The sequence below is a fragment of the Bradyrhizobium ottawaense genome, from assembly GCF_900099825.1.
GTDB lineage: Bacteria > Pseudomonadota > Alphaproteobacteria > Rhizobiales > Xanthobacteraceae > Bradyrhizobium > Bradyrhizobium ottawaense_A.
On the sequence record NZ_LT629693.1, the window covers coordinates 8150945 to 8172660 of the forward strand.

14 protein-coding genes and 1 pseudogene are annotated in these 21716 nt (G+C 63.5%); 8 read left to right on the forward strand and 7 right to left on the reverse strand.

The window, feature by feature from the left end:
• Window positions 1–6: 6 nt before the first annotated feature.
• From sufC to BLR13_RS38580, 3 genes are all read right to left on the reverse strand, one after another.
• Window positions 7–759, reverse strand: coding sequence for a Fe-S cluster assembly ATPase SufC (gene sufC, locus BLR13_RS38570; RefSeq protein WP_074829100.1), 753 nt, complete (start codon window positions 757–759; stop codon window positions 7–9).
• Window positions 760–887: 128 nt separating this feature from the next.
• On the reverse strand, window positions 888–2369 hold the full coding sequence (gene sufB, locus BLR13_RS38575; RefSeq protein ID WP_074829098.1) for a Fe-S cluster assembly protein SufB: 1482 nt from the start codon (window positions 2367–2369) through the stop codon (window positions 888–890).
• Between the two features lie 90 nt (window positions 2370–2459).
• Window positions 2460–3617, reverse strand: coding sequence for a cysteine desulfurase family protein (locus BLR13_RS38580; RefSeq protein ID WP_074829095.1), 1158 nt, complete (start codon window positions 3615–3617; stop codon window positions 2460–2462).
• Between the two features lie 297 nt (window positions 3618–3914).
• On the opposite strand from BLR13_RS38580, the gene BLR13_RS38585 reads away from it, so the two are divergent.
• Window positions 3915–4562, forward strand: coding sequence for an alpha/beta hydrolase (locus BLR13_RS38585; RefSeq protein WP_074829094.1), 648 nt, complete (start codon window positions 3915–3917; stop codon window positions 4560–4562).
• Window positions 4563–4585: 23 nt separating this feature from the next.
• Window positions 4586–4999 (forward strand): annotated as a pseudogene (locus BLR13_RS38590) (DUF1697 domain-containing protein); the annotation flags it as partial.
• 4 nt (window positions 5000–5003) lie between these two features.
• Here BLR13_RS38590 and BLR13_RS38595 read toward each other — a convergent pair.
• The gene (locus BLR13_RS38595; RefSeq protein ID WP_074829091.1) at window positions 5004–5678 is read right to left on the reverse strand and encodes a glutathione S-transferase family protein; all 675 of its coding nucleotides are present in this window, start codon (window positions 5676–5678) and stop codon (window positions 5004–5006) included.
• Between the two features lie 83 nt (window positions 5679–5761).
• The gene (locus BLR13_RS38600; RefSeq protein ID WP_074829087.1) at window positions 5762–6862 is read right to left on the reverse strand and encodes an anhydro-N-acetylmuramic acid kinase; all 1101 of its coding nucleotides are present in this window, start codon (window positions 6860–6862) and stop codon (window positions 5762–5764) included.
• A gap of 175 nt (window positions 6863–7037) precedes the next feature.
• Here BLR13_RS38600 and tyrS point away from each other — a divergent pair, with 175 nt between their 5' ends.
• The 3 genes from tyrS to BLR13_RS38615 all read left to right on the forward strand — a co-directional run bounded on the left by tyrS (window position 7038) and on the right by BLR13_RS38615 (window position 11445).
• Window positions 7038–8291, forward strand: a complete 1254-nt coding sequence (gene tyrS, locus BLR13_RS38605) for a tyrosine--tRNA ligase (RefSeq protein WP_074829084.1) — start codon at window positions 7038–7040, stop codon at window positions 8289–8291.
• 55 nt (window positions 8292–8346) lie between these two features.
• Window positions 8347–9594 carry an MFS transporter gene (locus tag BLR13_RS38610; protein WP_074829081.1) on the forward strand — a complete coding sequence of 416 codons (1248 nt, stop codon included), beginning with the start codon at window positions 8347–8349 and terminating at the stop codon, window positions 9592–9594.
• 162 nt (window positions 9595–9756) lie between these two features.
• Window positions 9757–11445 (forward strand): methyl-accepting chemotaxis protein, encoded by a 1689-nt coding sequence (locus BLR13_RS38615; RefSeq protein ID WP_074829078.1) that lies wholly within the window; start codon window positions 9757–9759, stop codon window positions 11443–11445.
• Between the two features lie 173 nt (window positions 11446–11618).
• Here the strand turns inward: BLR13_RS38615 and BLR13_RS38620 are convergent, their stop codons facing one another.
• Window positions 11619–15308, reverse strand: coding sequence for a DUF3971 domain-containing protein (locus BLR13_RS38620; RefSeq protein WP_074829077.1), 3690 nt, complete (start codon window positions 15306–15308; stop codon window positions 11619–11621).
• Between the two features lie 216 nt (window positions 15309–15524).
• Here BLR13_RS38620 and BLR13_RS38625 point away from each other — a divergent pair, with 216 nt between their 5' ends.
• Together BLR13_RS38625 and BLR13_RS38630 are read left to right on the forward strand one after the other, a co-directional pair.
• Window positions 15525–16304 (forward strand): peroxiredoxin, encoded by a 780-nt coding sequence (locus tag BLR13_RS38625; RefSeq protein WP_074829074.1) that lies wholly within the window; start codon window positions 15525–15527, stop codon window positions 16302–16304.
• A 108-nt stretch (window positions 16305–16412) separates the two neighbouring features.
• Window positions 16413–17762, forward strand: a complete 1350-nt coding sequence (locus BLR13_RS38630; protein ID WP_083387661.1) for a M23 family metallopeptidase — start codon at window positions 16413–16415, stop codon at window positions 17760–17762.
• Window positions 17763–17984: 222 nt separating this feature from the next.
• Here BLR13_RS38630 and BLR13_RS38635 read toward each other — a convergent pair whose 3' ends face one another.
• Window positions 17985–19220, reverse strand: a complete 1236-nt coding sequence (locus tag BLR13_RS38635; RefSeq protein WP_074832217.1) for an ABC transporter substrate-binding protein — start codon at window positions 19218–19220, stop codon at window positions 17985–17987.
• Window positions 19221–19381: 161 nt separating this feature from the next.
• Here BLR13_RS38635 and BLR13_RS38640 point away from each other — a divergent pair, with 161 nt between their 5' ends.
• Window positions 19382–21535: a carbamoyltransferase C-terminal domain-containing protein gene (locus BLR13_RS38640; RefSeq protein ID WP_244525031.1), complete on the forward strand. Its 2154-nt coding sequence runs from the start codon at window positions 19382–19384 to the stop codon at window positions 21533–21535.
• Window positions 21536–21716 lie beyond the last annotated feature (181 nt).

A 21716-nucleotide genomic window follows, 5' to 3' on the forward strand; every position in this document is an offset into this window, starting at 1 on the left:
AAGACCTTAGGCCGCATCTTCGAACTGGGCGTAGCCGGAAGCCTCGAGCTCCAGTGCCAGTTCCTTGCCGCCGCTTTTGACGACCCGCCCCTTCGACATCACGTGCACGAAATCAGGCACGATGTAGTTGAGCAGCCGCTGATAGTGGGTGATGACGACCATGGCTCGATCTGGCGACCGCAGCGCGTTGACGCCGTCGGCGGCGACCCTGAGCGCATCGATGTCGAGGCCGGAATCCATTTCATCCAGAATGCACAGGCTCGGCTGGAACAGCGCCATCTGCAGTATTTCGTTGCGCTTCTTCTCGCCGCCGGAGAAGCCGACATTGACGCCGCGCCGGAGCATGTCCTGCGGGATGTTGAGGGAAGCCGCGACTTCACGCACCTTCTTCAGAAAGTCCGGCGTCGAGAATTCGCTTTCGCCGCGCGCCTTGCGCTGCGCATTGAGCGCGGTGCGCAGGAAATTCATGGTGGCGACGCCGGGAATTTCGACCGGGTACTGGAACGCCAGGAACACGCCCTTGGCAGCGCGTACGTCCGGCGCCATTTCCAGGAGGTCCTCGCCCTTGAACAGGATTTCACCGCCGGTGACTTCGTAGCCCGGCTTGCCGGCGATGACGTGGCTCAGCGTCGACTTGCCGGAGCCGTTCGGCCCCATGATCGCGTGCACCTCGCCCGGATTCACGGTCAGCGACAGCCCGTGGAGAATTTCACGCTCCTCGACACGGACCTGCAGATTTTTGACTTCAAGTAGAGACATCAGATTTTTCCGTTTTCTATTCCTCGTCCTGAGGAGCGCCGCTAGGCGCGTCTCGAAGGACGTGGCCAACAATCTTTCCTCTCATCCTTCGAGACGGCTGCTTACGCAGCCTCCTCAGGATGAGGTCCTTATCCAACCGAACCTTCGAGGCTGATCGAAATCAGCTTCTGTGCCTCAACGGCGAATTCCATCGGCAATTGCTGCAGCACGTCCTTGACGAAACCGTTGACCACGAGGCCGACGGCTTCTTCCTGGCTCAAGCCCCGCTGCACGCAGTAGAACAGCACGTCCTCCGAAATCTTCGAGGTCGTGGCTTCGTGCTCGAACAGCGCCGAGGAATTCTTCGCTTCGACGTAAGGCACGGTATGCGCGCCGCATTTGTCGCCGATCAGGAGCGAGTCGCAGGCGGTGAAGTTACGCGCGCCGGTGGCCTTGCGATGCGCGGTGACGAGGCCGCGATAGGTGTTCTGCGACACGCCGGCGGCGATGCCCTTGGAGATGATCCTGGAGGTCGTGTTCTTGCCGAGATGGATCATCTTGGTGCCGCTGTCGACCTGCTGGTGACCGTTCGAGATCGCGATCGAATAGAACTCGCCGCGTGAATTGTCGCCGCGCAGGATGCAGCTCGGATATTTCCAGGTGATCGCCGACCCGGTCTCGACCTGGGTCCAGGAGATCTTGGAATTTTTGCCGCGGCAATCGCCGCGCTTGGTGACGAAGTTGTAGATGCCGCCCTTGCCTTCGGAATTGCCGGGGTACCAGTTCTGCACCGTCGAATACTTGATCTCAGCGTCATCATGCGTGACGAGCTCGACCACGGCGGCGTGCAACTGGTTCTCGTCGCGCTGCGGCGCAGTGCAGCCTTCGAGGTAGCTGACATAGGCGCCCTTGTCGGCGATGATCAGCGTGCGCTCGAACTGGCCGGTGTTGCGCTCGTTGATGCGGAAATAGGTCGACAGCTCCATCGGGCAGCGCACGCCCGGCGGCACGTAGACGAACGACCCGTCGGAAAACACCGCCGAGTTCAGCGTCGCGAAATAGTTGTCCGAGGTCGGCACCACGGAACCCAGATATTTCTGCACCAGTTCGGGATGCTCGCGGATCGCCTCCGAGATCGGCATGAAGATCACGCCGGCCTGCTTCAGCTCCTTCTGGAACGTGGTCGCGACCGAGACCGAGTCGAACACGGCGTCAACAGCGATTCGCCGCTCGCCCTCGGGACGCACGACGCCTTCCAGCACCTCGACCTCGCGGAGGGGAATGCCGAGCTTCTCGTAGGTCTTGAGAATTTCCGGATCGATCTCGTCGAGCGAGCCGATCTGCTTCTTCGGCTTCGGCGCCGAATAGTAATAGAGATCCTGGTAGTCGATCTTGGGGTAGTCGACGCGGGCCCAGGTCGGTTCGGTCATGGTCAGCCAGCGGCGATAGGCTTCCAGGCGCCATTCCAGCATCCAGGCCGGTTCGTTCTTCTTGGCGGAAATGAAGCGGACAGTATCTTCCGAGAGCCCCTTGGGCGCCTTGTCGGACTCGATATTGGTCTCAAACCCATATCGATACTGGTCGACGTCGATACGCCTGACGCGCTCGACCGTCTCTTGTACGGCAGCCATTCTATCCTCCGCTCGCGGTTTCAAGGACCGCGGTGGATCAATCGCAAAAATCGAATTCGAAGTTTCCTGACGAAACGTGCTTAGAACGATTCAAGCCGTGTTTCGTCGCTCCCCTCTAAGTAAGCCATCGGCGAGCTTTCGCCAAGCCTCCAGGGTCAGATCAATGTCTGCTTCGGAGGTAGACCAGCCCAGACTGAGCCGCACCGCTCCCTGCGCCAACTCCTTGCCGAACCCCATGGCCGCCAGAACATGCGAGGGCTGGACCTTGCCGGAGGAGCAGGCGGAACCCGACGATACCGCAATACCGGCGAGATCGAAGCCAATAACGGCCGTTTCGGCCTTAAGCCCGGGAACCGTGAACAGCGTGGTGTTCGGCAGCCGCGGCGCGGCTTCCGAAAACACGATCATTCCCGGCGTCTGCTTCAGACCATGCTCGAGCTGGTTCCGTAGGCCCTCAAGCCGTGCGGCGTCTGCGCCGAGGGCGGCCATCGCGGCCCTGGTCGCGGCGCCAAAGGCGGCAATCCCAGCGACATTCTCGGTGCCGGCCCGGCGCCCCAATTCCTGCCCGCCGCCGCGCAATAGCGGTTCCAGGCCCTGCACGTCTTCGGCCAGAACTACCGCGCCGACGCCCTTCGGGCCGCCGATCTTGTGCGCGGAAAGCGTGATCAGATCGGCTTTCAACCGTTTGATATCAATAGATATCTTTCCCAGCGCCGGGATCGCGTCGACGTGCAGCAGGCCGCCTGCTTCATGCACTACATCAGCGATTTCAGAGACCGGCTGAACCGCCCCGGTCTCGTTATTGGCCAGCATCACCGATACCAGCGCGGCAGGCTCCCCAGCCAGCCGAGCGCGCAGGTGGTCGAGATCGACGAGCCCCGTCCCTGTGACCTTGATCGTGCCGATCGCGCCGGTCACAAACCGACCGCCCGTCAGCACCGAAGCGTGCTCAATGGCCGAGACCAGCAGCCGCTGCACGGGCTGCCCAGTCCCCCGGCGAAGCCCCGGCGTCAGCGCCAGCGCGTTGGCTTCGGTGCCGCCGGACGAAAACACCACGTCCTGCGGCCGGGCCGCGACCGCCGCGGCAATGGTGGCCCTTGCGTCCTCGACGAGTCGGCGCGCCTGGCGGCCCTCGGTATGGACCGAGGACGGATTGCCGCTGAACTCCCATGCGGCCGTCATCGCCTGCTTCGCCTCGGGGCGCAGCGGCGTGGTCGCATTCCAGTCGAGATAGACCCGGTGAGACATCCCTACAATATTACCTGCATTCGCGTGCCGACGGGCGATGGCGGCGGCGGCATCGTTGCCATCTCCTTATTGCAATTGGGGATCGCCGCGTCTTCCGCAAATCCTTGACCAAAGCCTTGCGAAAACTCCAGGCTAACGCCTTGAACAGACTTCGAGATGTTCAAGATGCTTGCTTTTTGCCCCTCGCCTCATGCTAGAACGCCGCCACCAATTCACCGGAAGCGCCGTTCGCGCATCTCCCAACGACGCCTGATCGCATTCCTCCTCCAGATCACGTCCGTTGCCTAGGGATCATCAATGCCTGAAGTTATTTTCACCGGCCCCGCAGGCCGCCTCGAAGGCCGTTACCATCCGGCCAAGCAGAAGAACGCGCCGATCGCGATGATCCTGCATCCGCATCCGCAGTTTCACGGCACGATGAATCACCAGATCGTCTACCAGTGCTACTACGCGTTCGCCCATCGCGGCTTTTCGGTGCTGCGTTTCAATTTCCGCGGCGTCGGCCGCAGCCAGGGCTCGTTCGATCACGGCACCGGCGAGCTGTCGGATGCGGCTTCCGCGCTCGACTGGGCGCAGACCATCAACCCCGAAGCGCGCGCCTGCTGGGTCGCGGGCTTTTCGTTCGGCGCCTGGATCGGCATGCAGCTCCTGATGCGCCGGCCCGAGGTCGAGGGATTTATCTCGATCGCGCCGCCCGCCAATCTCTACGACTTCTCCTTCCTCGCGCCCTGCCCGTCGTCCGGCCTGATCGTGCATGGCGAAAAGGACGCGGTGGTGCCGCCGAAGGACGTCAACACACTGGTCGAGAAGCTGAAGACCCAAAAAGGAATCGTGATCGACCAGCAGATCATCCCCGGCGCCAACCATTTCTTCGACGGCAAGCTGCAGCCGCTGATGGAAACCGTCACCGGCTATCTCGACATGCGGCTCGCCAACGTCCGCTAACGACTGGGTTCGCCGCAGGCTTTGCCGGCGTCCGCACCTACATCGCCAGCGGCAACGTGGTGTTCACCAGCCGCAAATCCGAATCCGCCGTGAAGAAGGCGCTGGAAGCGGCGCTTGAAAGCTACGCCGGCAAGCCGGTCGGCGTCATGGTGCGTTCACTGGCCGAAATGCAGGCCGTGCTATCAGACAATCCGTTTCCGAAGGCGCCCGCCAACCGAACCGTCGCTGTCTTTCTAGATCAGCCGCCGCCGGCCGATACGTTCAAAGCCGTCAAAGGCCGCAAAGACGAGCAGATCGGCCTCGGCCGGCGCGAGATCTACATTCACTATGGCGACGGCATGGGACAATCGAAACTGGTTATACCCGCCGCCAAGGCAGGAACGGCGCGCAACATGAACACGGTCGCCGCGCTCGCGAAGATGGCCTCGGAATTGTAGTCGTTCACGCCGCCGCGCGGGCCTGCAATCCTGAAAGCCACGACTTCCGCCGCTCGATGAAGTCGCGCAGCAGCGCCGGATAATCCGCACTCACCGCCGACCGTACCGACGGCCGCTGCGCCAAATTCCGGCGCCAGCGCGCGAGCTTCGGTTTGCCGGCGAGAATGCCGAAGTCGGCAATGGCATCGAACACATCGAAATAGCGAAACACCGGCCCGAACACCGCATCGACCAGCGAAAATTCTTCGCCGTCAAACCACGGCGATGCGGTGATACGCGCTTCAAGCCGCGCAAACTTCTGTTCGAGCTGGGCCGTCTTGGTCTTGAAGGTGGCTTCGTCTGCCGCCGCATAGAAGCCCGCGATGTCATTGAGCACGGCTGATCCGAACTCGATCCAGCCGCGATGCTCGGCGCGGGTCAAAGCATTCTCCGGATGCAGCGGCTTTGGCTGGGTCTCTTCGAGATATTCGAGGATCACGGCGGATTCGAAGATCGCGATGTCGCCGACCTGCAGCACCGGCGTCTTGCCGAGCGGCGACAGCGCGAGGAACCAGTCCGGCTTGTTGGCGAGATCGATATCGATCCGTTCGAATTCGACGCCCTTCTCGGTCAGCGCGATCACCGCGCGCTGCACATAGGGACAAAGCTTGTGGCTGATCAGTTTCAGCGCCGCGACCATCGGGAATCCTCGCATTCAATGCATGTGCATTAAACTACATGCACCTGCATTAATCCGTCAAGGTCGACACATTGGCTTCTACTTCACGGTCGCGCGATAACGCCCCCGGTCATGGGAATGGGCACCCCCGTGGTGGTGGGATAGCTCAGCGGCAGGCCCTTCAGGCCGCGCGCGGCGAGGAAACCGAAGGCCTGCGCCTCGATCGAATCGGAGGCCCAGCCCAGCGTGTCGGCCGCCTGCACCGCTGCCGGTGCCAGACACTCGCGCAGCATTCGCAGCATGGTCAGGTTGCGGGCGCCACCTCCCGCGACAACCCAGCTTTTGGGCTCCTTCGGCAGCAGCGGCACGATCCGGGCGATCGCCGCCGCCGTGAACGCGGTCAGGGTCGCCGCACCGTCGGCCGGCGACATATCGCCGAGCTTGAGCGAGGCAAAATCGTTGCGGTCGAGCGATTTGGGCGGCGGCAGCGCGAAGAACGGCAGTTTCAGCGCCCGCGCAATCCAGGCCGCATCGACCCTGCCCTGGGCTGCGGTACGGCCCTCGCCGTCGAAGCGCTGGTTCATGATCCGGAACATGTGGTCGTCCAGCAGCGCATTGCCGGGCCCGGTATCGCAGGCGATCAGCGTGTCGCCGTCGATATAGGTGATGTTGGAAACCCCGCCGATATTGACCACGACGATCGGCCCCTCGCGCTGCAACGACTGCGCCAGCGCCCGGTGATAGACCGGCACGAATGGCGCGCCCTGCCCGCCGGCTTCGACGTCGGCGGCGCGGAAATCGTGCATCACAGGGATATGGATCGCCTTGGCCAGCGCGGTGGCGTCGCCGATCTGCACGGTCAGCCGGCGCTCCGGCCGGTGCAGCACGGTCTGGCCGTGAAAGCCGACGATATCGATATCCGAAAAGGCGATTCGGTGCTGGGCGACAAAGGCGGCCACCGCCTCGGCATGGGCCGATGTGACGACAGACTCGGCCTCCCGGAGGCAGCCCGGCCGGGCGTTGCGCTGCGGCAGGTCGACCGCCTCATACAGCGCCTGGCGCAGCAGGTTGCGCTCGGATTCGGTATAGGGCCGGTATCCGGACGGCCCGAAGGCGGTCACCCGGCGGCCGTCGGTCTCGATCAAGGCGACGTCCACCCCGTCGAGCGAGGTGCCGCTCATCAGACCTATTGCCGTCAACATCATTGTCGTCGTGCCTTCGCAGCGCCCTGCTCGATTCGTCCCGCCGACGACGACCAGCTTGTGCCAAACACACACATCTTATAATGCCACATCGGCGCGATTACGGCATCCTGTTCCGCTATGGTTCCCCTAATTGCTACAATTACCGTGAAAATAGAATGATCAGAGTCGCTTACCAATGACGGCATTTAAATCGGATTTCCTGAATATCCTCCAGGAACGCGGTTTCATCCATCAGTGTTCAGATTTCGACGGCCTTGACGCGCTGGCCGCCAAGGGCGAGGCCATCGCCTATGTCGGCTATGACTGCACCGCGCCGTCGCTGCACATCGGCAACTACCTCACCATGATGATGCTGCACTGGCTGCAGGAGAGCGGCAACAAGCCGATCACGCTGATGGGCGGCGGCACCACCATGGTCGGCGACCCCTCCGGCAAGGATGAATCGCGCGCGATCCGCAGCGTCGCGGAAATCGAGGCCAACAAGGCCTCGATCCGCGGCGTGTTCGCCAAGGTGCTCCGCTACGGGACCGGTCACAGCGACGCGATCATGCTGGATAATGCCGAGTGGCTGACCAAGCTGAACTGGATCGAGATGCTGCGCGACATCGGCCGGCATTTCTCCGTCAACCGCATGCTGACGATGGACTCGGTGCGCCTGCGCCTCGAACGCGAGCAGGAAATGAGCTTCATCGAGTTCAACTACATGGTCTGCCAGGCCTACGACTTCGTCGAGCTGTCGCGGCGCACCGGCTGCCGGCTGCAGATGGGCGGCTCCGATCAATGGGGCAACATCGTCAACGGCGTCGATCTCGGCCGCCGCATGGGCACGCCGCAATTGTTCGCGCTGACGACGCCGCTCTTGACCACCGCCTCCGGCGCCAAGATGGGCAAGACTGCGCAAGGCGCGGTCTGGCTCAACGCCGACCAGTTCTCGCCCTACGACTTCTGGCAATACTGGCGCAACGTCGAGGACGCCGACGTCGTGAAGTTTCTAAAGCTGTTCACGATCCTGCCGATGGGCGAGATCGCAAAACTCGCGGCGCTGCAGGGTGGCGAGATCAACGAGGCCAAGAAGATTTTGGCGACGGAGGCGACCGCGCTGCTGCATGGCCGCGGCGCCGCCAACACCGCATCCGAAACCGCGCGGCAAACCTTCGAGCAAGGCGCGATTTCGGAATCGCTTCCCACGGTGGATATTCCGCGTGGCGAACTCGAAGCCGGGATCGGCGTGCTCGCGGCCTTCGTCACGGCCAGCCTCGTCGCGTCGAATGGCGAGGCGCGCCGCCAGATCAAGGGCGGCGGCCTGCGCGTCAACGACGCCGTCGTCACCGACGAGAAGATGGCGCTGACGCCGTCACACCTGACGCCGGAAGGCGTCATCAAGCTGTCGATGGGCAAGAAGAAGCACATCCTGCTCAAGCCTGCATAGGCGTATTCGTTTTTGAGCCTTGCCGGGAGCAGCGGAAACGCGCTCCCTACTCCCGATGGACAAGCATACGCCAGCGGAGGAACTCACGGCAAAACTGCTCAAGCCGGGGCGCGTGGCGCTCAACGTGCTGGCGCTGTGCTTCGCGCTGTCCGTGCTCGGCCGCGGCCTCGGCGACAGTTTTACGGTCTTCCTGAAACCGATCTCGGAAGAATTCGGTTGGGATCGCGCCCAGGTGGTTTCGGTCTACTCGCTGACCTTTCTGGCGGGCGGCCTGACCTCGCCTCTGATCGGCCGTCTGTTCGACCGCTCTGGGCCGCGTACGATCTACGCGCTGGGCTTGGCTTTGCTCGGCGGCGCATTCCTGTTCGCTTCGCATGCGCAATCGCTCTGGCAGCTCCAACTCAGCATTGGGCTCTGCGTCGGCCTCGGCATTGCCCTGATCGGCAACGTGCCGAATTCGATCCTGCTCGGCCGCTGGTTCGGCCCGCGGCTGCCGACCGCCATGGCCATCCTCTATTCTGCGACCGGCGCCGGCATCCTGGTGCTGCTGCCGGCGTCGCAAATGCTGATCGACGGGATCGGCTGGCGTAACGCCTACCAGTTGTTCGGCGCGGTGGCGCTGTGCCTGCTGGCGCCGTTGCTGCTGATGCCGTGGCGGCTGTTTGCCGGCGGCTCGCCGCACATCGCCAAAAAAGCCGATCCGGATTTCATCGACGCCGGCTGGACGCTCGCCAGCGCCATGCGCCACCACACGTTCTGGGCGCTGTTTGCCAGCTTCTTCTTCACGGCGGTCGCGATGTTCGCGATCACCGCGCAGATCGTCGCCTACCTGATCGACGCCGGATTTCCGCCGTTGCAGGCCGCGACCGCCTGGGGCTTTTCCGGCATCGTGCTGCTGTTCGGCATGCTCGGCATCTCCACGCTCGACGGCCTGATCGGCCGCCGGCCGTCGGTGCTATTGAGCTACGGCGTCTCGATCGTCGGGATCATCCTGCTCTGGCTGCTGCAATACTGGCCGAACTACTGGCTGCTGACCGGCTTTGTCGTCTGCTTCGGCAGCATGATCGGCTCGCGCGGACCGCTGATCACGGCGACCGCGCTGAACATCTTTCGCGGCGAACGGGTCGGCACCATCTACGGCACCATCTCGATCGGCAGCGGCCTCGGATCGGGACTGGGCTCGTGGAGCGGCGGCCTGATCCACGACTGGACCCACAGCTACAACGCGCTGTTCGCGTTCGCGCTGGTCAATGTGGTGCTGGGATTGATTCCCTTCCTGGTAGTTCCCGCCCTGCGGCGCTAGCCGATTCCGCGATTGCATAGCGTTTTCGAGCGAAGTGGAAACGGCTCTCGGTAGAACTACGCATCCTCGACGCGCCAACGAACGCTTTAACGCGCGTTCACGATTGATAAGCGCCTTCATGATATCGCCCTTGGGAAAGAGCTTTCATCCCAGAGGTCGCCCATGCTCAGCCGATTGAAGATCCGCACCAAACTCGCCAGCATGGTTTTGCTGGCTGCGGTGACCACCTGCACGGTGATTGCGGTATCGGCTTCGCTCAGCAGGAACCGGATGCTCGACGACCGGGTGACGCAGATGCGCGCGGCGGTCGACTTGCTGCTGGGCATGGCGCAATCGCTGCAGGACGAAGTCACGGCGGGCAAGATGACGCAGGCGGAAGCGCAAGCGCAGTTTCGCCAGCGCGGCCGGAAGATGTCCTTCAACAAGGGCCAGGGCTATCCGGTTGTCTACCTCGCCGACACCACGATCCTGCTGAACGGCGCCAACCCGCAACTCGAAGGCAAGATCACTGGTGCAAAAGATTCCAACGGCATCGTGATCGCCGATGCCCAGGTCGCCGCCGCCCGTCAGAGCCCGGAGGGAGGCAAGACGTCCTATCTCTATCCGCGCCCCGGACAGACCGAGGCGGTTCGCAAGATGGTCTATGTCCGCAGCTTTGCGCCATGGAACGTCGTCATGAGCTACGGTCTGTATGTCGACGACGTCGATGCCGACGTCAGCGCGCTGCTGATGCGGCTCGGTACGATCGGTGCCGGCCTGCTGGTGCTGATGGGATTGCTGTCGTGGCTGATCGCCCGGGACATTCTCGGCGCGCTCGATCGCCAGAAATCCCGGATGCAGCGTATTGCCGAGGGCCATCTCGACCAACCCGTCGAGGAGACCGGACGCGGCGACGAGATCGGGCGCATGGCCGAAACGCTGGAAGTCTTGCGCCAGACCGCCATCACCGCGCGTTCGCTGGAAGCCGAACAAGTCGCCTCGAAACAACGGTCCGAGAACGAGAAGCGCCAGGCGATCATGGCGCTCGCCGACCGGTTTGACGCTTCCGTCGGCCAGCTGGTCGGACGGATGGCATCGGGATCGAGCGAACTGGAAACCACCGCCAAATCCATGACCGGCACCGCCGAGCGCACCAACCAGCGCGCCGCGCTGGTCGGCTCGGCCGCCAGCGAGGCCTCTACACGGGTCCAGACGGTGGCAGCCGCCGCCGAAGAGCTCTCGTCGTCGATCACCGAAATCAGCCGTCAGATGGCACAATCCGCCGCGATCACCGGCCGCGCCGTCGAAACCGCCCGCCGCACCGACGTTACCGTGCGGGCTTTGGCGGAGGGCGCCGAGCAAATCGAGCACGTCGCCGAACTGATCTCGAGCATCGCCAGCCAGACCAACCTGCTGGCGCTCAACGCGACCATCGAGGCCGCGCGCGCCGGCGAAGCTGGCCGCGGCTTTGCCGTGGTGGCGGTCGAGGTCAAGAGCCTCGCCAGCCAGACCGCCGACGCCACCAAGGAAATCGGCACCCGCATCGCGCAGATCCAGGCTGCGACCAGGGAAGCCGTCGAGGCCATTCAGGGCATCACCGCCACCATCGAGGAAGTCTCCACGATCGCGACATCGATCGGCTCCGCGATCGAGGAACAGGGCGCCGCGACCGCCGAGATCGCGCGCAACGTCACGCAGACGGCAGAGGCGACCAAGGAAGTCACCAGCAATATCGGGGGCGTCAGCGCCGCCGCAAATGAGACCGGCGGCGCGGCCGGCCTGTTGCTGACAGCGGCGTCGGACCTCTCCAAGCAGGCCGAACAACTATCCGGCGAGGTCAACGTTTTCCTGGCCGGCGTGCGCGCGGCCTGATCCCGCTTGACAATGGTGAGCCGGCCAGCAGCGGAATATCTGATTTTCGTCGCCACGGCGGGGGGCAAGCCGTCGCGCTGAGCTTCGGCGGACAAGTCGCTTCGCTCGCACAGCAATGACGTTGATGGTGCGAGGATGCTGGACAGCCCGCGTGCGCGAGAATGACGACGAGATTAGTTATTCGGCGGGAACTCGATCGCGTTGTTCTGCTTGCCGGTGTTGAACTCGAAGATCTTGCGCAGCACGCCGGGCGCCATTGCCGAGATCGGGTTGACGCGCAGCACCGGCTGGGCCGGCGTGCCGACGACTTCATAGGTCACGCCGATCAGGCCTTCATTGCTGCCGCCGCCGAGGAAAAGTCCAAGCACCGGAATCTGGCCGAACATGTTGTTCAACCCGTACATCGGCACGAAGGTGCCGCTCATACGAACCTGATTGGTGACGCTGTCGATGCTGCCTTCGATGGTGGCACCGATAGCCGGACCTTTGACGACACCGTCGCGGATGGTGAGCTGACCGCTCTGCCGGGTGAACTCGGCACGCAATGCCGAGAAGGCTACGCTGCCCTGGCCGGCGGGCGCTCCGCCCGCAGCCACGCGATCGAGCGAAGCCTCTCCCTTGATGGAGAAATCGCGAACGTTGATCAGGCCCTCTTTGGCATTGGCTTCCGGCGTCGGCGGCTCCATCGCCAGCGTGAGCTGGCCGCCGACGATCTTGGAATAGAAGTCGTTGAAGCGGAAGAACGCGCCGGCATCATTGGTTTGCAGGACAATCACGTCGCGACCCTGCCCCTGTCCCTGCGCGCGACCGCGCAAATCCGCCGTCAGCGGCGTATCGCGCCCGACCTTGCCGGAGATCGCAAAGGCCTTGATGATGCCGTTGCGCCGGGAGAACTTGCCATCGACGCTGCGCAAGGCCTCGCCGTTGAAACCCGCGACCGCGCCGAGCTTGAGATCGACATCAAAGTCGATGTTCTTGAGCTTGCTCTTGGCATCGGCCTCCTTGCCGGAGATCGCCGATTTGAGGAAGCCGCGGCCGTCGAACACGTCGCCGCGCATCGTGACCTTGACGACGCCGTCGGCGCCGCGCTCGGCCTTCAGCGACGTCTTGTCGCCTTCCGACGGCGCATAGGTCGGGAAGGTCGCGTTCAGGAGGTCGCCGTTCTGATCGACTTCCAGCGATCCCTTGATCGAGACGCCGCCGCCGTCGACGACAATGTCCTGGAACAGGGTCGACTGCTCCTTCTTGACCACCGTGAAGGTCGCCTTGCCGGACTTGCCGGGTACCTTGACCCAGCCCGGCAGGATGTTGTCGAGCTTCAACGACGTCAGATCGGCCTCGATGCCGACCTTGCTGTCGCGATCGCCGATCTTGCCGATCAGCTTGATCGGGATGGCGCCGGAGACCGCGGGTCCAAGGTCGAGCCCGAGGCGCGCACGGCTGGCGTCGTCGAGCGTCGCCGCCAGCTTGATATCGGCATCGCCGTCGGTGGCCTTGCGATAATCGAGCTGCGCCGCCTGACCGTTGATCTTGACGTCGCCCTTGACCTGATAGCCGGCGTTGTTGGCGACAATCTTCAGCGTGGTGGCTTCCAGCTTCTGGTTCATCACCAGCTTGTCGGCGGCAAATCCGCCGAGGTCGGCCGTGACGTTGTAGACGGTGTCGGCCTTGGTCAGCGCGCCGATGACCGGCATCGCCAGCGAGAACGTGGCGGCCACCGTCCCCTTGCTGTTGTTCGGATCGATCAGGGTGCCGGAAACGTCGCTGATGCGATCGGAGGCGAGAATCTCGGCGGCGGCCGGCACCGGACAATCGACCCTGAACTTGACCCGCGAGGCCACCGGCTTCGGCGCCATGTCCGGCACCTCGAAGGTGAAATCCGAAATATTGATCTTGCGCCCGCCGGGTGTATCGGCGACGCCCTGCCCGATCGTCACCGTGGCGGTTCGCCCGGTCACCCGCGCCTTCAGATCGGCATCGCGAACCGACGGCATTTTGTCCACCGGATGCACGGTGACGCCAGTGGCGACGATGTTGACGGACAGGCCGTCATCCGGAATCGGCGGGCCCTTGCGCGACAGGTTGCGCACCGGTGAATTGACGCCGACCTCGATGCGCTGGAGCATGCCGCGCTCGATCCGCTCGATCACCCATTCGCGCACTTCGGGCACGATCAGGATCGGCCAGATCCGCTTCAGCGCCGATGCCGACATCGGCGTTCCCGCAAAGCCGAGCTGAAGGCGCGCTTCTGCGGAATAGTCGATACTGCCGGTGCCGGCGATGCCGATCTCGCCATTGCTGATATCGGCCTGGGTCAGCAGCACACGCTTCTTGTCGGTGTCGAACCGCATGCCGATCGCGATGCGGTTGAAGATCAGCGGCGGCTCGTTGTCATTGCCGGCCAGCACGATGGTGCCGCCGCTGAGGCCCGCCTGCCAGTCCGTGATATTGCCGTTCGGCGGTTCGAGATGGGCGAGCAGCGTGACCCGGTTCGCGCCGGACACGATCTTGAACGGCGCCACCAGCACGCGCCGGCCGGAATCCCATTCGACGTTCATCTCGGCCGAATCGATCGCCATCGGATAATCGGGCGTGTCGCTATCGATGATGTGGCCTGCGCCGGCGAGGATCTTGCCGCGGAAATAGGTCGGCAGTCCGTCGCGGCCGAGTTCACCCTTGAGGTCGCCGGAGAGCGGCAGGTCGGCGCTGTAGGTCAGGTCCTTGACCCGCATCGCCAGCAGGATGTTGGCGGCCGGCACCTTGTCGGCGCGAAGATCGACCGATCGAACGCCATTCTGCTGCGGACCGATCAGGACCCGAAGCGACCACGGGCGGGCGCCCTCCTCGCCAAGGCTCAGCGCCACCCCGCCGCCGCTCGGACGGCGCATGCTGAGACTGATGTTCTCGAATGTCCATTTGTTGCCGCGCTGCTGGTCGTCAACGACCAGATTGCCGTTCTTCAGACCGATCTCGTTGAGGTTCTGTCCGTCGAGACCGGTCAGGCTCAGGCTGTCGAGCCAGTCGAGACCGGCCAACAATCCGTTCGGCGCGTTATCGGGCGGCGCTGCGCCGGCGGCGGGTGCCGCGCCCTGGCGGGGGAATGTGGGGGCGATGCCGGCATCGCGCTTCGAGGCAACGCCGGTAGCGAGCGGCTTGGCGGTGTCGCCGGCCGACACCGACACCTGGCCATCAGGCGTAATGCGTACCGCCAGTTCGGCATCCACCAGGTTGAGGCTCTCGGCGCGAAGCCGTCCCATCAGCAGCGCGGTGCCGGACAGTTTCACCTCGGCCTTCGGCGCCGTAGCGACGATGGCGCGGTCACGGTCGCGCACCACGATGTCGCGAATTCGCACCGCGATCCGGATCCGGCCGGCGCGCTCGATCTGGGTACCGCCGACCTCGACCGTATTGCCGTTGCCGATATTGTCTTCGATCGCAGCCGCAAGCCATGGCGTTGCCATGTCGAGATTGATCGGCCCGGCGCCGAGCCGCCACCACAGCCCGCCGAAACAACTTGCGAAGATAATCGCCAGCACCGCAAGGACGACGGCGATGCGCTTGACCCAGCGCCCGCCCGAAACCCACCGATTGATGGTCGTGAAACTGTCGCCGATCCGGTGAAATCTGGAATTGGAACGGGACAGCAACCGCCGCGCGCGGTGCCCCGCCGCCTCGTCGTTCTCCGGATCCCAGCCGGTCTCATCATCCCATTGCGAGATTTGAGCCTCAGCACGCGGATTCGACCCTCCAGAAGTTCCTTGGGGCGAAATATTCCTAGCCATTGCCTCTCGGTGCCGGCGCTGAGGTTGATCGCCGTCAAGGGCGCGCCCATCGATTGGTATCGAGCGCTCCTGTGCCGGCATCGCTGCCAATCCTCGATTAATACTGTTACTCGTGATCGGGCCCAAGGACTCATTGGGATTCCGCTTCACCAAGCGGACGGGTGTTGCGTCGAATTTCTTGTAACCATACTCCGAGGTCATCAAACTTGCCCAGCAGCCGGAGCGAATCCGACGGCCCGGGACGAGACCCGCAATATCCCAATGATTGAGCCGCGGAAAGCGACGAAAGGAAGGCGTATGTCCAAGAAAACGCGCAAGAAATCCTCCAAGAAATCCCTCCCGCAATCGAGCAAGACATCCGCCAGAAAGCCCGCCGCGGCGAAGCCTGTCCGCACCACCGCCAAAGCCCCGGCCAAAACGCCCAAAGCCAAGGTAAAGGCCAAGGCCAGCAAGCCCGTCGCCAAAAAATCCCCCAAACCCGCCAAAATGGCCGCAACCAAAGACAAAACGGCCGCAGCCAAAGAATCGCATAAGGCCGCCTCGAAACCGTTAAAATCCAACCCGTCCGCCATTCAAAAGCCGGCCACCCCAAAGCCGGAACCGGCGGCGGTCGCGATTGAAGGCGGCAAGGCTCCGGGCTTCCGGCTACCCCGTGACGGCGGCGACAGTGTCGCGCTGACCGACTATGCCGGACAGAAGCTCGTGTTGTTTTTCTACCCCCGCGCCGACACCCCGGGCTGTACCCGGGAGGCGATCGACTTCACGCGCCTCAGGAGCGACTTCGCGGAAGCCGGAACCGCCGTGCTCGGCATCTCGGCCGACACCGTGAAGGCCCAGGAGTCGTTCCGGAACAAGCATGAGCTCGCCATCCCCCTGATTTCGGATGAGCGCCATGAGATGCTGGAGGCCTATGGCGCCTGGGGCGAAAAATCCATGTATGGCAGGAGCTTCATGGGGATCATCCGGACCACGGTTCTGATCGGGGCCAACGGCCGGATCGCCAGGATCTGGCGCAATGTCCGCGTCGATGGCCACGCCGATGAGGTACTCGCCGCCGCCCGCGAACTGACGGGCTAGCGCCGCGCGTGCGAGGCTCCATTTCCCAAATATTAACCATGAGGGGGTCAAATCGGCAGCGCAAATTAGGCCGTCCGGAATTCATCTCCGATCGGCGCGGGAGTGCCGATGTCGTACCGTTCCGGTCATCATTCCGACCACCAGCACCATGATCAGAACCGGTTCCCGCCCCGCCGGGCGCCGCAAGCGGCCGTCGCGCAAGCCGCGGCAGCGGGCAATGGCTATGCCATCGTCCACGCCGGCAAGCAGGTCCGGTTCGGGCCGGTGGTGTTCTGGATCGTCGTCGGCACCATCGTCGTGCTCGGCATGTGGTCGGCCGCAACCGCCACCTATTTCGCGTTTCGCGACGACGTCCTGACCCGGCTGATCGCCCGCCAGGCCGAGATGCAATACGCCTATGAAGACCGCATCGCCGAACTGCGGTCCAAGGTCGATCGCACCACGAGCCGGCAACTGCTGGATCAGGAGCAGTTCGACCAGAAGCTCGATCAGATCATGCGACGCCAGACCGCGCTGGAATCCCGTGCCACTGCGCTCGGTGCGATACCGGATACGGCGGCGACCGGCTCGATCCGGCCGCAGGCCCGTACCGGCGCGGCAGATCAGCCCGCCTCCGGCACGCCAAAGCCCTCCCCGATCAGCGACACCGTGATCTTCGTGGCGCCGCCGGATCGCGAAGCCCGCCTCGAATCGCGCGCGCCGGTCACCGCCAAGGCGCAGCCGAATCAGTTCGCCAAGGTCCAGGGCGTCGACAACGTCCTCGACCGCCTGCAGACCTCGCTCGATTCGGTCGAGCGGCGTCAGATGGCCGCGCTGAGCGCAGTCGAGGACGGCATGGAATCACGCGTTCGCCGGATGCGCGGCGTGTTCACCGATCTCGGCCTCGACATGGCGCAACTGGAAGGCGCGACACCGCGCTCCGCCGTCGGCGGCCCGTTCGTGCCGGTGAAACTGCCGGCCGACGCCGGCCCGTTCGAACGCCAGCTCTATCGCATCAACACCACCCGCGCCCAGGTCGACCGTCTCAACCGGACGCTGGCGCTGGTGCCGTATCGCAAGCCTGTCATCGGCGAGGTCGAGTTCACCTCCGGCTTCGGCGTCCGCAGCGATCCCTTCCTCGGCCGCCCCGCCATGCACACCGGCCTCGATTTCCGCGCGCAAATGGGCGATCCCGTGCGCGCCACCGCGAACGGCAAGGTCGCGTCATCGGGGTGGGCCGGCGGCTACGGCCGGATGGTCGAGATCGACCACGGCAACGGGCTCTCGACCCGCTATGGCCATCTGTCGGAAATCAGCGTCAAGGTCGGCGATATCATCAAGATCGGACAGGTGATCGGCGCGGTCGGTTCGACCGGCCGTTCCACCGGGCCGCATCTGCATTACGAAACCCGGATCGACGGCGACGCAGTCGATCCGCAGAAGTTCTTGCGCGCCGGTGTGCGGCTCAGCGCGGGCTGAAACGTACCGCCCAAAGCATGACGGGTTCGGGGCCTGACACAAAATCGCGAAAACAACCCCATGCAAAGTAGAATAGCACGCGAAAAAAGGCCCGCGTCGCGCCCCCTACCTGATCGCATCCCGCTCTAGAGTCCCGTTCCGTAGAATCGGAACGGGACTCTAGATTCTTGATTTGACGCGTTTTCGTGACGCGAACCGGTTTCCACTTCGCTGGAAAACGCTCTAGCGGGTCGCTTCGTGCCCGACTTCACCGGTGATGACGTCGCCGAACAGCTCCCAGGCCTCGCCGTTGAATTTCATCAACTGCATCTGCTCGATCGGGAAGTAATCGTCGGCTGACGTGTTGACCATGATGCCCGGCAGCATCAGCTCCGAGTGGAAATTCTTCAGGCTGGCCGCCTGCTTCATGACGTTCTCGCGCGTCAGGTTGTCGCCGCACTGCTTGAGGACCTGCATCATCGCTTCCGCCTGGACATAGCCATAGAGGTTGTTGGCATTGGCCTTGTCGCCATCGGGATAATACTTGTCCATGAACGCGCGCCAGTTCACCACGGCCGGGTCCTTGTCCCAGGTCGGGTCGGTCGGGTCCTTCAGATAGGCCGTCGAAATGATCCCCTTGGAATATTCGAGCCCGGCCGGCTTCAGCACCGACGCCACGGAGGTCGCGGTGTTGGCGAGGAAGAACTTCGGCTTCCAGTTGAGTTCGCCGACCTTGCGAATCGCCTGTGCCGATCCCTTGGGTGCAGCCCAGGAGAAGAAGATATCGGCGCCGGAATCGTGCAGTGCCACGATCTGCGAATCGATTGAGGGATCGCTCACCTCATAGGATTTGTCCGCAATGATCATGTTGGCCTTGTCGCCGAGCCCATCCTTGAGGCCCTTGAACTGGTCCTTGCCGGCGTCGTCGTTCTGCCAGAGCACTGCAATCTTGCTGTTGGGGAATTTATCCCGAATGTATTGCGCGTAGATCCGTCCCTCGCTCTGGTAATTGGGCTGAAAACCCATGGTCCAGGGGAAGTTCTTGGGATCGCCGAACTTGGTGCCGCCCGAGGCCACGAACAGCTGCGGCACCTTCTTGGCGTTCATGTACTTCATGATCGCCGAATTCGACGGCGTGCCGAGCGGCTGGAAAATCAAAAGCACCTCGTCGCTCTCGACCAGCTTGCGCGCCTGCTCGATCGCCTTCGGCGGGCTGTACCCGTCGTCGTAGGAGATGAAATCGATCTTGCGGCCGTTGATCCCGCCCTTGTCGTTGATCATCTTGAAGAAGGCGGCTTCGGTCTTGCCGATCACGCCATACGACGACGCCGGACCGCTATAGGGCATGATATTGCCGATCTTGATCTCGGTATCGGTGGCGCCGGCATCGTATTTCTTCTGCGCGCTGGCTGAGGTCGCGACCACAGCGGCGACGGCGAACGCCGTCAGGGCCAACAGATTTCTTGAGCGAACCGGCATCGTCTTCTCCCGCATGTTTTATTTGATCCAAGTGTCGCAAGTAGCACGCCCGCTGGCAAGCATGTGGTTATTCCGCCCAATGAAACAGCATTGTTGCCTGACGTGAATTGTGATTGATCTGGGATCGCGACGTTACGTCCTTTTGATTGCAAGGCCCGCGGTTGGAACTGAACACACGAATTGGTCCGCGACATCCAAGGCTCGCCGCCGCGGGATTCCGCGCCACGCGCTGGCTGGCGGCGAAGACGATGGGGGCGGCGGGCTTCCATCAACTCGGCTCGGCATTTGCCGATGCGCGCATTGCCGCCGTCCGCGAAAAACTCAAGCGCGGCGAAACCGTCTATCTCGCGGGCCTCGGCGCCCCCGGCACGCATAATTCCGGCGTGGCACTGGTCGAAGTGACTCAGGCGCGCGGCCCTCGTTTGATCGTCAACAACGAGGAAGAGCGGTTTTCCGGCAACAAGCACACGACAGAATATCCGCGGGCATCGATCGACGCGATGGTATCAGCCTTGCGTGGCATCGGCCGCGACATCGGCGACATCGACGCCTGGCTGACCAGTTGGGATTATCCGACGCTGGCAGGCACGCTGGCGCGCTCGGTGCTCGAGGAACTGCCGCAGAGCCTGAAACTGCTCCGCACCACGGAGGCCGCCGGCTTCGAGAGCCGCCGCCTCGAGCAGATGACCCGGACGCCGAAAATTCTGGCGCGTCAGCTTGGTCTCTCCGAGCGCGTGCCGCTGATCTGCCTGCCGCACCACGACAACCACGCGTGGTTTTCCTATGCCGCCTCGCCGTTCGCCGATGACGGCGAACCGGTTGCGATTGCGGTGCTCGACGGCACCGGCGACCAGGGCTCGATCTCGCTCTACGTCGTCGAGAACGGCGCGATGCGAAAACTCTATTGCAACGACAGCATGTTCGATTCCCTCGGCGCGTTCTACAGCGTGATCTCGTCGACGCAGGGCGGCTGGACCTGGCTTTCCAGCGAGGGGCGTTACATGGGCGCCGCCGCCTGGGGCGACATGAGCCGCGCCAGCAATCCGTATTATGCGCGGCTCCGCGACGTCCTGCAGTTCGGCGATGCGGGCGAAATCCGCATCAACCGGGCGATGGCCAACTGGTATTGCGACCCGTTCGATCACCCCTACAAGCCAGCTTTGTCTGATATCCTCGGCGAACCGCTCCGGCCCGATCAGCTCTGGAATCCCGACGCGGTGCTACGCGTCGAGGATATCCACCACCGTCCCGATACCAGGGATCGCCTCGACAAGGCAGCCGCGACGCAACTGGTGTTCGAGGATGCGATGATCCATGTCACGGACCATCTGTTGCGCGTCACCGGCGCCAGCCGTCTGGTGCTGACCGGCGGCGTGGCGCTGAACGCGATCGGCAATATGCGGCTGCTCGAGCATTTCGACGAAGCATGGTTCGCCAAAACGCAGCAACGCGAGGCGCGTCTGCATCTCTGGGTGCCGCCGGTGCCCGGCGATCCCGGCGTTACCATCGGCGCCGCCTGGCTGTTCGCGCATTTGGCAGGCGCCCCGCGCGGCGCGCCGATGACGCATGCATTCCATTGCGGTTTGCCGCCGTCGTCCGACGACATCGCCAGCGCGCTCGCCGCCGATGACATTGCTTCTGAGCGCATCGGCGACGTCGCCACGCCGCAAGGCCGCGATGAGATCGCCGATCTGATGGCATTCATGGTCGCGCAGGGCGGCGTGATCGCGCTCTATCAGGGCGCCGCCGAAACCGGCCCGCGCGCGCTCGGCCACCGCTCGATCCTCGCCAATCCCTGCGACGCCGAGGTGCGCGAGCGGCTCAACGAGCGCGTCAAATACCGCGAGGCGATCCGGCCGCTGGCGCCGATGGCGACATTGGAAGCGGCACAGCAATATTTCGAATTGCTGCCGGGCGCGTCGGACGCCGACTACAACGCCTACAATTACATGGTGCTGACGGCGCAGTCGAAGCCGCATGCGCGCGACAAGATTCCGGCGGTGATTCATGCCGACGGCACCGGCCGCATCCAGATCGTGCGCGAAGACGACGATCCCCTCACCTACGCCTACCTGAAGGCGCTCGGCCGCCATATCGGCGTGGAATTGTCCGTCAACACCTCCTTCAATGTCGCGGGCCCGATCGCCCAGACGCCGCAACAGGCGACCGACACGCTGCGCCGCTCCAAGGGACTCGACGTGGTGCTGCTGGTCGCCAACGACGGCGCGGTGTTTGCGGCGTGGCACGGTGGGATGCGCGACAGCGGCCGGTTCACCGGTTGGTACGCGGCGTGGAAATCGGGCCGCTCCAGCTAGGGCGTGTACTCACAAATCGAGGTTGGTGAGCGAACTCAATTCATGTCGGCTATCCGGCGTACTGCAGGTAGAGTCGAAGTGTGACGCGGTAGTTTTAGGTTCGAACATATCTGTTTCCGCCCCTTTCGTTTGGCGGTGCCTTACTGGTTCGACCATGGCCCCGTTTTCACACTCCGCTCAT